General features: G+C 49.9%; 14 protein-coding genes. 7 read left to right on the top strand and 7 right to left on the bottom strand.

The features are described 5' to 3' along the window. Nucleotides 1–41 precede the first annotated feature (41 nt). Together rnk and uspG are read left to right on the top strand one after the other, a co-directional pair. Nucleotides 42–452, top strand: a complete 411-nt coding sequence (gene rnk / locus BZK42_RS08330) for a nucleoside diphosphate kinase regulator (RefSeq protein WP_005120853.1) — start codon at nt 42–44, stop codon at nt 450–452. A gap of 187 nt (nt 453–639) precedes the next feature. Continuing rightward, nucleotides 640–1,068: a universal stress protein UspG gene (gene uspG / locus BZK42_RS08325; protein ID WP_016152215.1), complete on the top strand. Its 429-nt coding sequence runs from the start codon at nt 640–642 to the stop codon at nt 1,066–1,068. Between the two features lie 69 nt (nt 1,069–1,137). On the opposite strand, the gene BZK42_RS08320 is transcribed toward uspG, so the two are convergent. The 6 genes from BZK42_RS08320 to ahpC all read right to left on the bottom strand — a co-directional run bounded on the left by BZK42_RS08320 (nt 1,138) and on the right by ahpC (nt 7,793). Next, complete coding sequence (locus tag BZK42_RS08320; protein ID WP_080858992.1) at nt 1,138–1,905, bottom strand: dimethyl sulfoxide reductase anchor subunit family protein; 768 nt, start codon at nt 1,903–1,905, stop codon at nt 1,138–1,140. Next, the gene (locus tag BZK42_RS08315) at nt 1,905–2,462 is read right to left on the bottom strand and encodes a 4Fe-4S dicluster domain-containing protein (protein WP_049269768.1); all 558 of its coding nucleotides are present in this window, start codon (nt 2,460–2,462) and stop codon (nt 1,905–1,907) included. The genes BZK42_RS08320 and BZK42_RS08315 overlap by 1 nt, the downstream gene beginning before the upstream one ends. Next, nucleotides 2,459–4,735, bottom strand: coding sequence for a molybdopterin-dependent oxidoreductase (locus tag BZK42_RS08310; RefSeq protein ID WP_080858991.1), 2,277 nt, complete (start codon nt 4,733–4,735; stop codon nt 2,459–2,461). Before BZK42_RS08310 ends, BZK42_RS08315 begins: the two co-directional genes overlap by 4 nt. After that, nucleotides 4,732–5,286 carry a TorD/DmsD family molecular chaperone gene (locus BZK42_RS08305; RefSeq protein WP_080858990.1) on the bottom strand — a complete coding sequence of 185 codons (555 nt, stop codon included), beginning with the start codon at nt 5,284–5,286 and terminating at the stop codon, nt 4,732–4,734. Before BZK42_RS08305 ends, BZK42_RS08310 begins: the two co-directional genes overlap by 4 nt. A 223-nt stretch (nt 5,287–5,509) precedes the next feature. Beyond that, entirely contained in the window at nt 5,510–7,075 is a 1,566-nt protein-coding gene (ahpF, locus tag BZK42_RS08300) for an alkyl hydroperoxide reductase subunit F (protein ID WP_016152210.1), read from the bottom strand. A 154-nt stretch (nt 7,076–7,229) separates the two neighbouring features. Next, nucleotides 7,230–7,793 carry an alkyl hydroperoxide reductase subunit C gene (ahpC, locus tag BZK42_RS08295; protein WP_004859485.1) on the bottom strand — a complete coding sequence of 188 codons (564 nt, stop codon included), beginning with the start codon at nt 7,791–7,793 and terminating at the stop codon, nt 7,230–7,232. Nucleotides 7,794–8,167: 374 nt separating this feature from the next. On the opposite strand from ahpC, the gene dsbG reads away from it, so the two are divergent. The 4 genes from dsbG to BZK42_RS08275 all read left to right on the top strand — a co-directional run bounded on the left by dsbG (nt 8,168) and on the right by BZK42_RS08275 (nt 12,015). Next, nucleotides 8,168–8,914 carry a thiol:disulfide interchange protein DsbG gene (gene dsbG / locus BZK42_RS08290; RefSeq protein ID WP_046274577.1) on the top strand — a complete coding sequence of 249 codons (747 nt, stop codon included), beginning with the start codon at nt 8,168–8,170 and terminating at the stop codon, nt 8,912–8,914. Nucleotides 8,915–9,119: 205 nt separating this feature from the next. Continuing rightward, nucleotides 9,120–10,040 (top strand): DNA-binding transcriptional repressor CitR, encoded by a 921-nt coding sequence (gene citR, locus BZK42_RS08285; RefSeq protein WP_080858989.1) that lies wholly within the window; start codon nt 9,120–9,122, stop codon nt 10,038–10,040. Between the two features lie 149 nt (nt 10,041–10,189). Further along, nucleotides 10,190–11,413 (top strand): phosphoadenosine phosphosulfate reductase, encoded by a 1,224-nt coding sequence (locus BZK42_RS08280; RefSeq protein WP_046275108.1) that lies wholly within the window; start codon nt 10,190–10,192, stop codon nt 11,411–11,413. Continuing rightward, a complete protein-coding gene (locus tag BZK42_RS08275) occupies nt 11,398–12,015 on the top strand; it encodes an IbrB-like domain-containing protein (RefSeq protein ID WP_046275109.1) in 618 nt (205 codons plus the stop codon). The genes BZK42_RS08280 and BZK42_RS08275 overlap by 16 nt, the downstream gene beginning before the upstream one ends. Here BZK42_RS08275 and BZK42_RS08270 read toward each other — a convergent pair whose 3' ends face one another. Then, nucleotides 12,016–13,176, bottom strand: coding sequence for a pyridoxal phosphate-dependent aminotransferase (locus BZK42_RS08270; RefSeq protein WP_046275110.1), 1,161 nt, complete (start codon nt 13,174–13,176; stop codon nt 12,016–12,018). A gap of 132 nt (nt 13,177–13,308) precedes the next feature. Between BZK42_RS08270 and BZK42_RS08265 the strand changes: the two genes are divergently transcribed. Beyond that, nucleotides 13,309–14,397, top strand: a complete 1,089-nt coding sequence (locus BZK42_RS08265; RefSeq protein ID WP_046275111.1) for an oxidoreductase — start codon at nt 13,309–13,311, stop codon at nt 14,395–14,397. Nucleotides 14,398–14,413 lie beyond the last annotated feature (16 nt).

The following is a 14,413-nucleotide window of genomic DNA, read 5'->3' as shown; positions in this document are numbered from 1 at the left end:
TTTACCTGCGCACCCGCAGTATCGACGACATGGAGTAACAAATGTCCAGACCAACTATCATCATTAACGACCTCGATGCGGAACGCATTGACCGCCTGTTGGAGCAACCTGCGTTTGCTGGTTTACCGATTGCCGACGCCCTGAACGCCGAGCTGGATCGTGCCCAAATGTGTTCACCAGAAACCATGCCGCACGATGTCGTGACCATGAACAGCCGCGTGAAATTCCGCAATCTGAGTGATGGCGAAGTCCGTGTGCGTACCCTGGTGTATCCGGCCAATATGACTGACAGCAGCACACAGCTTTCGGTAATGGCACCTGTTGGCGCTGCACTTCTGGGCCTGCGCGTTGGCGACACCATTCACTGGGAACTACCAGGCGGGACCTCAACACACCTCGAAGTCATAGAGCTTGAGTACCAACCTGAAGCTGCGGGCGACTACCTGCGCTAACTCTGTCTTATCAAAGCCACTCGCTTTATCTTACAGGGGATGCATCCGCATCCTCTTTCCGGTTAGTCCCCAGCTCCTGACTCTCACCTTATCTCCTGTTCGCAAAACATAAATCTGTGTCGTGACTGACAGAATCATTTTTAATACTATGCTGATATGTGTTCATGTAATGACAAGGAGAATGTTTATGTACAACACAATCATAATGCCTGTTGATGTATTCGAAATGGAACTGAGCGACAAGGCTATTCGCCATGCAGAATTTCTGGCACAGGAAAACGGGGTTATTCATCTGCTGCATGTGCTGCCAGGCTCAGCAAGCTTAAGCCTGCACCGCTTTGCAGCCGATGTCCGTCGTTTTGAAGAGCATCTACAACACGAAGCGGAAACCCGTCTGCAAACGATGGTCGGTCACTTCAGCATCGATCCTTCCCGTATTAAACAACACGTCCGCTTTGGCAGCGTACGTGACGTCGTCAACGAGTTGGGTGAAGAGTTGAATGCGGATGTGGTCGTCATTGGATCGCGCAACCCATCAATCAGCACTCATCTGCTTGGCTCAAACGCTTCCAGCGTTGTTCGCCACGCTACTCTGCCAGTGCTGGTTGTACGTTAATAGCCTCTAATTTGCTAAAGAAAACCCCTGCCAGGTTAATGCCTGACAGGGGTTTTTATTGCCTGACGATCAGTACAAATGACCGATATTCACGATAGTACTAACCGTATCGCCAAAGAACGTCAGACGACCCAGGAATACGCCAACAAACAGCAGGACAAAGAGCGCTTTTGCACGACGCTCGCCCTGGCGGCTGAGGACAAAGGCCACCGCCAGACACACCAGACTTGCCAGATAAAGCGGCGACGTCAGCCAGGCATGTGCCGTCATCTGCATGATGGTGCCACCACTTAGCCAGATAATGGGCGCGGCAATCATGACCGCCATACAAACGACAATCCCCTGACGCAATGCGGCAACGGCAGGCGTGAGGTTAAGCAGCGGAATCGCCGCACAACCCATAACCCACACCGTGATGAAGAACAGCAGCATCGTCAGACCGTTGGCGATCGCCACCATCGCCGGGGCGGCATAGGTCATCCCCTGTACCGCCACCAGCGCGATCCCGAGAACAGAGGCCAGAACGGCCGGCGCTTTGTGCCCTTTTGCCAAAAACGTCACGCCCACCGCCGCGCCGTATAAAGTTGCGCCGAGAATCTCACGGCTCAGCCAGGCATGCTGGAGGTTAATCAGGGCATTGTAGGCGCGATCCGGATGCGCCAGGTGCAATACCGCCGCCACGGAAGCAGCCGCCAGAACCAGCCCGCTTACCAGCCAGTACAGGCGCTTTCTTTCCAGTTTCCCTTGCAGCGTGCGCAGCGTCAGAATGAGCGTTATACCAACCGACATCTGGCTCAATACGGTAAAAATAACCAGAGGGAATTCATACTTTTCCATTACTTGCCCTCCGGTTGCTTCGGTTGACGCGCGAGGATAAAACGCGTGCCAGGGTTAAGCTGCGGCATACGTGGGAATCCCGGCGGATACTGTACGGCATTGTTGGGGATCGGATCGGCATCCAGATCGATAAGCGTCAGGGCGCCTACCGGGCAGGCACTCACGCACGCCGGCTGCATACCGACATCGAGACGCTCGTAGCACATGCTGCATTTTTCCGCTTTTTTCATCTCTTCATTAAAGCGCGGCGCACCGTATGGGCAATTGCGGATACAGTTTTTGCATCCGATACAACGTTCCGGATTATGCACCACAACACCATCCTCGCGTTTGGTGTACGCCTCTACCGGACAAGCCGCCAGGCAGGCCGGATTTTCGCAATGGTTACAGGCCAGCGAGTAGAACGCTCGCTCCTCATGCGGGTAAATTTCTTTATCCAGCGGGTAGACATAGCGCCAGAAACGTTCAGGCTCCAGCTGATTAAAACTCTTACACGCCATCGCACAGCCACGGCAGCCGATGCACTTATCGCTATTGACTAAAAACGCGCGTCTCATGCCGCAGCTCCTTCATTTCCTGACAGAGTAATATCTACAAATTGACTGTGTATGGCCGCACCGGGCGCGCCTGTCGCCATTTTTCCCATATCGGCGGGCGTATCTTTGACCACATTCTGTACGTTGTAACTAAGCTTGTTGAACCAGGATTCGTACATCACAAGAAAATCTTCCGGCACATTAGTGGTAATTTTGGCTCGCAACTCAACATGGCCCACCTCGTTGAAGACTTTGACGTGAGCGCCCTCAGTGATGCCCTTTTTCTGTGCAGCAAGCGGGTGGATATAAACAAAGGGTTCTGGCCAGAAAACCTGCATCCAGTCCAGATTGACAAACTGCGAGTGCAGACCGTACTGAAGATGAGGTGTAAACAGGTGGAACGGCAGCGCACCCTGTGCACCCGCTTTATATTCCGACAAAGCCGTGTGACCATTTTCCGCACAACGTTCTGATTTGAACTCGTACTTGCCTGACGGCGTTTTGAACTTGCGATCGTACCAGGCCGCGGTGCTGACCATTTTTGCTTTGCGTGGTCCTTCCAGCAGGTCATCCCAGCCCGCAATGCCAAACTGTTTCCCCATCCCCTCATTAAATTCCTGATCCAACCAGCGTTTAGCATCAAACGCCTGCGGGAAGGTACATGAACCGGGTTCCAGTTTATTGATGGTTTTGGACAGCAGCGCCGCGATTTCCGGATCGCTCTTGCACTCATACAGCGGTTTGATAGCCGGCTCGTTGACGGATAACCAGTAGTGCCAATAAGACGAAGAGACATCCCATTGTTCAAAGGTGGTAGTGACAGGCAGCACGATATCCGCATGTTGGACGGTTTCGTTGAAGAACTGGTCGACACAAACCACCATTTCCAGTTTATCAAACGCTTTGATCATCTTGTTGCGGTCGAAATCCTGAGCAAACGGGTTTTTAGAGGCCACCCACAGCATCCGTACCGGTGGTTCACTGGCGTCCAGAATCCCTTGCGCCGTCTGGTTGATATTCAGCGCACGATCGGAGTATTCGCTCTTCTCACCGCTATCGCTGACAAACTCACCCACCGGACCACCTGCGCCTTTTATTCCGACAGAACCTGCAGGAGGCTTCTGCATCATTCCATGGTAGTTATAACCCCATGTCTGCAGATGACCGTAGCGGGCACCGCCGCCCTCAATACCAATATTGCCGGTCATTGCCACAAAGGCATCGATCGCCCGTACGTTAGCGCCGCCGTTAACATGGCGCTGCATGCCGTAGCCAATCCACACGGTGGCAGGATTAACCGCCGTAAACTCTTCCGCTAACTGGCGAATGGCATCCGCCGACAGACCGCAAATTTCAGCGGCCCACTCGACGGTCACACTGCTGCGCAGATAAGCTTCGAATTCCGGGTATCCGTGGGAATAGTTATTGACGAAATCCTGATCAACTAAACCTTTATCCACCAGGTGACGCGCCATGCCCAGCGCCAGAGCGCCATCTGAGCCTGGGCGAACACGTAAATAAAGATCGGCTTTCGCGGCGGTCTGCGTTAACAGCGGATCGATAACGACAACTTTTGCGCCTTTCTCCCGCGCCTGATAGATGTATTTCATAGTGTGCATAGAGCACCAGGCCGGATTCGCGCCCCAGATGATGATATATTTTGCTTTTACAAAATCTTCCGGGTCGTTACACCACATATCCCCCATATCATAGTTCTGGGCGTCGATACCGGCTGGCCAGCAAGGTGTCCCGGCAAAACGGGTGGTGTAACCCAGCGAAGACATCATCCCTTCAACGGCATAACCCATCACCCCAAGGTTGCCTGAGTATTTTGACAGCGCCAGCCCCAGCATTGAGCCGTCTTTCTTTTTAATCTCCAGCATCTTGGTCGCAATGCGCTGCATTGCTTCGTCCCAGGAGATACGACGCCAGTTACCGCTGCCGCGAACATCCTGAACCATCGGATATTTAATGCGATCCGGGCTATACACCCGGCGAGGATAAGTCAGACCTTTTACACAGGGTGTTCCATGCGTAAACGTTGACTCAGGCGCGCCTTCCACAAAGGTAATGACGTCATCCTTCACCCAGGTTTTCAGGCTACAGGTGTCATAGCAGTTACGCGGACAGGCGTTGCGAGAAATTTTGTAAGTTTTAGGGTTAAACGGAATTGGCGGTTGCGCCAATGCGCAGCGTGAAGTCAGCAACCCCCCAGGCAGGGCAGCCACGGTTCCAAGGGCAACTAACCCTTTCAAAAATGAACGTCTGTTCAGAACTCCCGGTTCATTACTCATATTGATACTCTCGTGTTTAATTCATTAAGCCAAGAAGACAACCTTCCCGCTACGGTTTTCAGCGTGGCGGTTTGTGCATTTATATTTATTTTTTCGATATACTCGGGCACCCACAGCGCTATATACTCACTTACACATCGAGTGAAGGCGACCTGGTATTTAGCTGATGTTCTGGCATTAGCCGATAATAAAACAGCCAATTCCAATACATATGAAATATGATCATCCGGTATATTATTTTTGTGGTTTATAGATAAACCTATATTTGCCATGAATTCCCGAATGCTCAAAGTTGATTTACCCATTACGAGGGCATCTTCTTCGAGATAAACCGAAGCGAACGGCGCAGCCTTTAACGTCTGTGGCCCAACAAATAGCGCATTGAAGTCGTACTCCGCGTCCAACCACTCCTGTTCTGTTAGCCTCGAGGCATGTGCTTCCAGAGCTGAATAAGCCGCTTTCAGCGTGTGACTATCGTGAGAAATAAAAAAATCACGCAACAATAACCCTGTCGATTCAAAGATCGTCAGGGTTTCATATATTTCACCCATGAATTAACCAACCATTTATTCATAAAACAAATGAAAACGTAACACAGGTTGATATAATAAAGAAAACGCCTCATCTTTCTTTGATGAAACTAATGGTCAGACTCATTAAATAAATGTGTTACGCGGTTTATTGTTTCAAGAATTGACAATCTGAAAGCGTGGAAATAAAAAACCGCCAGCGGATGGCTGACGGTTTTGGCATTGCAGGTGTGTCTTACTTTTTTTATGCTACTGTCGTGCGAATCAGATAATCAAACGAACTCAATGAGGCCTTCGCGCCTTCACCGGTCGCAATGATGATCTGCTTATACGGTACGGTGGTGCAGTCACCAGCGGCGAAAACCCCCTTCACGCTGGTTTCGCACTTGGCATCGATGATGATTTCACCCATGCGATTACGCTCGACGGCACCTTCCAACCAGTTGGTGTTTGGCAGCAGACCTATCTGTACAAAGATACCCGCCAGTTCCACACTGTGAACGTCGCCACTCACGCGGTCGCGATACTCCAGGCCGGTGACTTTGCTGCCATCGCCTTTCACTTCTGTCGTTTGCGCATTCAGAATAATATCGACGTTTTTCAGACTGCGAAGCTTATTCTGCAGCACCTGGTCAGCCTTCATTTCAGGTGCGAACTCCAGCAGCGTCACATGTTCAACAATGCCTGCCAGGTCAATAGCAGCTTCAACACCGGAGTTGCCGCCACCAATCACCGCAACGCGCTTGCCTTTGAACAGCGGGCCATCGCAGTGCGGGCAGTAGGTTACGCCTTTGGTGCGATACTGATCTTCACCCGGAACGTTCATGTTGCGCCATTTCGCACCGGTGGCAATGATAATGCTGCGTGCTTTGAGCACCGCGCCGGATGCCGTTTCAATCTGATGTAAACCGCCTTCCTGCGCCGCCGGAACCAGTTTACTTGCGCTCTGGCTGTCGATCACATCAACATCATAGTCATCAACGTGTGCTTTCAGCGCGCCCGCCAGTTTCTGGCCTTCGGTTTTCGGTACCGAGATGTAGTTTTCAATATCAACGGTATCAAGAACCTGACCGCCAAAACGTTCGCCCATCAGACCGGTGCGAATACCTTTACGTGCAGAGTACACTGCCGCTGCCGCCCCCGCAGGACCGGAACCGACAATCAGCACGTCATAAGCATCACGTTTGTTCAGCTCTTGTGCCGCACGTTTTTCTGCGCCGCTATCTACTTTCGCCACGATCTCAGTCAGCGTCATACGCCCCTGACCGAACTCTTTGCCGTTCATATACACCGCCGGAACGCCCATCACGTTGCGATCGGTAATTTCGTTCTGGAATGTACCGCCGTCAATCGCCGTATGCTTGATGCGTGGATTCAGTACCGACATCAGGTTCAGCGCCTGTACCACGTCCGGACAGTTATGACAGGAAAGCGAATAATAGGTTTCAAACTCAAAATCACCGTCGAGATCGCGGATCTGCTCCAGCAACGCCTGCGCCTCTTTTGACGGATGACCACCGGTCCACAGCAGCGCCAGCACCAGGGAGGTAAACTCATGGCCCAGCGGAGAACCGGCAAAGCGCGGCCCCTGGTGAGAACCTGGATTGGTGATCAGGAACGATGGCTTGCGTACCGCCAGAGTATTGTCTTCTTTAAAGGTGACTTTTTCTGACAGTTCAGCAATTTCAGTCAGCAGTTCCTTGATTTCTGCCGATTTAGCGCTGTCATCCAGCGTAGCAATCAGCTCAACAGGTTTGGTCAGTTTCTCAAGATAAGCCTTGAGCTGGGTTTTCATATTTGTGTCGAGCATTCTTCTTCCCTCTCTGAAAACATCATCATGCAAGCCGACTTTGCGGGACTGCATTAATGCAACTTGCGTCATGGTGCTGGAATGAAACAGGCGCAAACTGCGCCTGTGGAATGGCCGGATGCACTGCGTTTATCCGGCCGACAAATTATGCGACTTAAATCTTACCGACCAGATCTAAGGATGGAGCCAGGGTCGCTTCGCCTTCTTTCCATTTCGCCGGGCAAACTTCACCTGGGTGAGAGGCAACATACTGTGCGGCTTTAATTTTACGCAGCAGGTCAGACGCATCACGGCCGATACCTTCAGCGGTAACTTCGATTGCCTGGATGATACCCTGCGGGTCTACAACGAAGGTTGCGCGGTCAGCCAGACCTTCATCTTCACGCATGTTGTCGAAGTTACGGGTCAGGGCGCCAGTCGGGTCGCCGATCATCGCGTATTTGATTTTCGCGATGGTGTCAGAGCTGCTGTGCCATGCTTTGTGGGTGAAGTGGGTGTCAGTAGATACGGAATAGACATCTACGCCCAGTTTCTGCAGTTCTTCGTAGTGGTCAGCCACATCACCCAGCTCGGTCGGGCAAACGAAAGTAAAGTCAGCCGGGTAGAAGAAGAAGACGCTCCAGCGACCTTCGGTATCTTTCTCGGTTACTTCGATGAACTCACCGTTTTTGAACGCCTGGTTTTTGAAAGGTTTAATTTTGGTATTAATCAAAGACATCTGTACTTCCTCCGTGTTTTCGTTGAGAGATAAGTTAACGAAAATCTCTTCGCAGGGCTAATGCGTTTCCTTTATCAAATCAATAAGCGTTAACTAACAACCCACTCAAACTCATGTTGTGAACCTAAAGATAAAAGTAAAAAAGGCCCCCTTTGCAGGGAGCCTCATTACCCGAGCTACCCGCAGGTAACGTCAGTGCCAGCAGGGCTGGCTATGTGTTGCGCTCTACATTACCTTAACAAAGGTCGTAACAGCGATTGGGATTACATCACCCCACTCAAGAAAGGGCAATCGACAGATGGTCGATCTTACCTATGGCTGCGATAGGTTTTGCAACTTAGCCCCCTTTCCTTCTGATTTTATAAGGAAAATCAATGTTTAAACGTACCTTACTCTTAACCCTGCTTCCTGCCGTGGTGCACGCCGAAGAACTTCCTGCCCCCGTTAAAGCTATTGAGAAACAGGGCATTACTATTCTCAAACCCTTCGACGCGCCGGGTGGAATGAAGGGCTACCTGGGAAAATACCAGGATATGGGCGTTACTATTTATGTTACGCCTGACGGTAAACACGCCATTTCCGGTTATATGTATAACGAAAAAGGCGAAAACCTTAGTAATACGCTGATAGAAAAAGAGATCTACGCCCCTGCCGGGCGCGAAATGTGGCAGCGAATGGAAAAAGCATCCTGGATTCTGGACGGGAAAAAAGAGGCTCCGGTCATTGTTTACGTGTTTGCCGATCCCTTCTGTCCCTATTGCAAACAGTTCTGGCAGAAGGCTCGCCCGTGGGTAGACTCAGGTAAAGTTCAGTTGCGCACAATACTGGTTGGCGTAATTAAACCCGAAAGCCCGGCTACCGCCGCAGCGATTCTGGCCGCAAAAGATCCGGCCAAGACCTGGCATGACTATGAGGCATCCGGTGGGAAAATGAAGCTACAAATCCCGACCTCCGTCTCACCGGAGCAGATGAAGGTATTGAATATCAATCAAAAGTTGATGGATGATTTAGGCGCCAACGTCACGCCGGCTATCTATTACATGAGTAGAGACGATACGTTACAACAGGAAATCGGCTTACCGGATAAGGAGAAATTAAACATTATCATGGGTAATAAATAAATGTGAAAAAATGAGTGGTTGTTATCATTCCCATGTCAATCACTCATTTAGATTAACTTTTTTGGTCAAAATTACGCAACATGTGCTATTTTTAGTTTAAATTAATAATTCATTAAGCACACAAACATAAACCACAAGAATATTCACAACTTAAAATATTTCAGAATTAAATTTTTCAAAACATGACCATCACAGGAAGGTATGTATGGCTAACCTCTATGACCTTAAAAAGTTCGATCTCAATCTATTGGTTATCTTTGAGTGTATTTATCAACATTTGAGTATCACTAAAGCTGCCGAAACTTTGTATATCACCCCCTCTGCCGTTAGCCAGTCACTGCAACGGCTACGCACACAATTTAATGACCCACTGTTTATCCGCTCCGGAAAAGGCATAACACCAACGATTATGGGGATTAACCTTCATCATCATCTTGAGAAAAATCTCAACAGTCTGGAGCAGACAATAAACATCATGAATAACTCCAGTCTGAAGAAAAAATTCATTATTTACTGTCCACAACTACCAACAATTATCAACATCGAGGAAATTATTCATTTTGTCAGAGAAGAATCGCATGTCGAAATTGAGCACCATAACATACTCATCACTGCTGAAAGTACGGAAAATCTGTTGGCTTACAGAAAAGCAGATTTAGTCATTGCTACCGCTCCAGTGAGTAATCGCTCGATAATATGCTCGCCATTTAAAACTGTCGAAACAATATTAGTTTGCAACAAAAATCATCCGAGAATTAATGGAGAAAGTACGCTTGAAACAATATTAAAAGAACAGTTCACGCAACTTATTTCTGAAGATACAGGTGTTAAGGAATACTGGCAACAAACCAGCACATTGCTGGCTAATCGAGATGTTGGCTTCCGCAGCGACTCATTAATAACGATCATTAACATTATTTCAAATACAGACATCATAGGTCTGCTACCAAGAGATATTTACGAACAATATACCGGATCATTTAATTTAAAAGAGATCTGTATCGATATTCCCTTACCAAAAATAAATTTATTTTTGATGTATAACAGAGCATCACTCAACAATACTGGCTTCGTTAATTTAATTAATAAAATAAATGATAAACATGATAAAAGAACTACCAAGTAGAACTTTACCTATTCATTTTAAATATTTATGAATGAGCATAATTCAAAATAACCATGAATGTATTAAAACGTTGCACCTGGAAAAAATTAGCATATCTTATTGTCAGCATTTGTTATTGTTTTAAATAATAATTTTGATATGAGTTTAATATGTCTATTTATAAAATCCCGCTTGATCAAAACGTGCTGGACGCCGCTCTGGAGCGCATAACCTGGGCGCTGGAAACTCTGCCTCGAGTTTGTGTCTCTTTCTCCGGCGGGAAAGATTCAGGACTGATGCTACATCTGACAGCTATGCTTGCACGCCAACTGCATAAAAAAATTGACGTACTATTTATCGACTGGGAAGCCCAGTTTTCCTGCACTATTGATTATGTTGAGGCGCTTCGTGCACGTTATTCCGATATCATCGAGCGCTTTTATTGGGTGGCTTTACCACTCACCACCCAGAATTCCCTCTCTCAATTTCAGCCAGAATGGCAGTGTTGGGAACCAGGTACTCCGTGGGTTCGCCAGCCTCCCACGGATGCCATAACCGATCCAGAGTATTTCTCCTTCTATCAACCCGGCATGACCTTTGAACAATTTGTTCGCGAGTTCGCTGACTGGTATTCAGAGAAACGTCCAGCCGGCATGATGGTCGGGATCCGCGCCGATGAGTCATATAATCGTTTTGTCGCCATTGCCAATTCGCAAAAGCAGCGCTTTGCCGATGATAAACCCTGGACCACCAGCGCCCCCGGCGGGCATACCTGGTATATTTACCCGATTTATGACTGGAAAACTGCCGATATCTGGACCTGGTTCGCAAAAACCAGAATGTCGTGCAATCCCTTATACAATCTCATGTATCAGGCCGGTGTCCCAACACGTTACATGCGTATTTGTGAGCCTTTTGGCCCGGAACAGCGTCAGGGATTATGGCTATATCACGTCATTGAACCCGAGCGCTGGGCAGCCATGTGCGCCCGTGTCAGCGGTGTAAAAAGTGGCGGAATTTATGCCGGTCACGATAACCATTTTTACGGGCACCGCAAAATATTGAAACCCGAACATTTAAACTGGCAGGAATACGCCATGCTGCTACTCAACAGTATGCCGGAAACGACCGCTGAGCATTATCGCAATAAAATCGCCATCTATTTGCAGTGGTATAAGAAAAAGGGCATGGACAATATCCCGCAAACTCAGGAAAAAGATATTGGCTCAGCGGATATTCCGTCGTGGCGGCGTATCTGTAAAGTCCTGCTGAATAACGACTACTGGTGCCGGGCGCTGTCATTCAGCCCAACAAAACCCAAAAACTACCAACGTTATAATGAACGCATGAAAATAAAACGCCAGCAATGGGGAATCTTATGCAACACCGACTAACTCAAGAACTCACTGGTTTTCTTTCTGGGCTGTCAGAAGAAGAGCGAATTGAAGCAATCAACCAATTCAGAATGGCTATCCACAGCGTCAGCCCTTTTCGTGAAGAGCCAGTAGACTGTGTACTATGGATTAAAAACGAGCATATATCACCCAATGACTATAACCCTAATAACGTTGCGCCTCCGGAGAAAAAGCTGCTGCAGAAATCCCTCGAAGCAGACGGATTCACGCAGCCCATCGTGGTAGTTCACTCCACGGCGGAAGAATACGAAATTGTCGATGGTTTCCACCGTCATGAGCTAGGTAAAAGCAAACCGTCGCTGAAATCACGCCTGCATGGCTACCTGCCGGTCACCTGTTTACAGCGTGAACGCCATGAACGCATGGCAGCGACAATTCGTCATAACCGTGCCCGTGGGCGGCATAAAATTCATGCCATGTCGGAAATCGTTCGTGAATTATCACTACTGGGATGGAGCGCAGAGAAAATCAGTAAAGAGTTAGGTATGGACGACGATGAGGTTTTACGTCTGAAACAAATTAACGGTCTGCAAGAGTTATTTGCCGACCGTCGCTTCTCCAAAGCCTGGACAGTAAAATAACTACAGCGCAACCAGACGTTCGGCTGCCGCCAGCAGCGTCGATTCTTGCTTGGCAAAACATAGGCGAATCAGCTTATGCGGGAAAGGATCGGCGCAGAAAACCGACAACGGGATCGCGGCAACGCCCACTTCTTTGGTCAGCCACTGGCAAAACTCAACGTCGTTAAGTGTGGAGACGGCACTGTAATCGACCAGCAGAAAATAGGTGCCTTCACACGGCAAAATTTCCAGTCGGCTGTCACGCAGCGCGTTCACCAACACATCGCGTTTTTTCTGATAAAAGGCTGGCAACTCACGATAGTGTGTTGGATCCTCCCGCAGCATATCCGCCAGCGCCAGCTGAGCCGGCGTATTCACTGAGAACGTCAGATACTGGTGTACCTTGCGTAATTCAGCGCTAATGGCGGCAGGCGCAACGCAGTAGCCGACTTTCCAGCCGGTCATATGGTAGGTCTTCCCAAACGATGAAACGGCAACGGCGCGTTCGCGCAGGTGTGAATGCGCCAGCACGCTGGCATGTCCCTGTCCGGCGAAGCAAATGTGCTCATAAACTTCGTCGCTAATGACAAAGATCTCACGTTCTTTAATTGCCTGCCACAGGGCATCAAAATCGGCGTGATGCCATACGGTGGCGGAAGGGTTGTGCGGCGTGTTAAGGATCACCAGTCGGGTACGTTCGCTGAGTACAGCGCTAAATTCCTGCCAGTTGACGCGAAAAGACGGCGGTTGCAGCGCGATACGTTTAACTACGCCGCCGGATAATTCGACCGCGGGCGCATAGCTGTCGTAGCTCGGGTCAAAACAAATCACCTCATCGCCAGGACGCACCAGCGCCGTAATTGCGGCGAACAGCGCTTCTGTGGCCCCCGCCGTCACGGTCACTTCACTATTCGCATCAGGTTTATAGCCGTACAACTGCGCGGTTTTATCCGCAATGGCTTCGCGCAACGGCTGTACGCCCGTCATCGGCGCATACTGGTTTGCGCCATGCGCGACGTGATACGCCAGGCGTTCCTGCAAAAAAAGTGGGCCGTCAAAATCAGGAAATCCCTGCGAGAGGTTAATGGCCTGATGCTGCTGCGCCAGCGCGCTCATTTGCGTGAAGATAGTGGTGCCAAGATTAGGCAGTTTGCTTTGCGGAATCAGCGGGTTATTACTCATTATTGTTATCCCAGCGTGTGATGTTGTGGTTGAAGCCACTATAGCACGATGCTAGTATTTGGCAATCAAGACGTTCAGACGTCTATATAAAAATAACCTGCATTGACAGGACAGCCAAAAGGACAACACAACATGAGTAATACCGAGATTCGCGTCGTCACCGGCCCGGCCAACTATTTTTCCCATCCCGGCAGCCTGTCAAGACTCAACGATTTTTTCACCGCAGAGCAACTCTCACGCGCCGTATGGGTTTACGGTGAACGCGCCATCGACGCGGCCCGCCCTTATCTGCCTGAGGCATTTCATCTTGCCGATGCAAGGCACCTGCTGTTTACGGGACATTGCAGCGAAACCGATGTTACTCAACTGGCAAAAGAGTCAGGAGACAATCGCAGCGTGGTGATTGGTGTGGGCGGCGGGACATTGCTCGACACGGCCAAAGCGCTGGCTCGTCGTCTGGGTCTGCCTTTTGTCGGTATTCCTACTATCGCAGCGACCTGCGCCGCATGGACACCGCTCTCCGTCTGGTACAACGATGCAGGCCAGGCGCTGCATTTCGAAATTTTCGCTGACGCCAATTTCCTCGTGCTGGTCGAGCCAGAGATCGTTCTCGATGCGCCTGAAGAATACTTACTGGCGGGGATCGGCGACACGCTGGCGAAATGGTACGAGGCAGTCGTGCTCGCACCTGAGCCGGAAAACCTGCCTCTGACCGTACGTCTGGGTATCCATGCTGCGCAGACGATCCGCGACGTCCTGTTGGAAAGCAGCGAGCAGGCGCTGGTCGATAAGCAACAAGGCACGTTAAGCCGCACATTTTGCGATGTAGTGGATGCAATTATTGCCGGAGGCGGCATGGTCGGCGGTCTGGGTGAGCGCTACACCCGCGTGGCGGCGGCGCATTCGGTACATAATGGCCTGACCGTGCTCCCGCAAACGGAGAAGTTTTTACATGGCACCAAAGTGGCGTACGGCATACTGGTGCAAAGCGCGCTGCTGGGACAAGATGATGTGCTGGCGCAGTTAATTACCGCCTATCAGCGCTTCAACCTGCCAACCCGGTTGGCTCAACTGGACGTGGACATCAACAACCGCGCCGAAATCGACAACGTGATTGCGCACACCCTGCGCCCTGTGGAGTCCATTCATGCGCTGCCGGTAACGTTAACGCCACAGACGCTGCGCGCAGCGTTCGAAAAAGTAGAATCGTTTACGGTGTGATTATGGTGTGGGATGC

The sequence above is a fragment of the Citrobacter braakii genome (genome assembly GCF_002075345.1).
GTDB classification, from domain to species: Bacteria; Pseudomonadota; Gammaproteobacteria; order Enterobacterales; family Enterobacteriaceae; genus Citrobacter; species Citrobacter braakii.
This window is presented reverse-complemented; position numbering and strand designations above follow the sequence as displayed.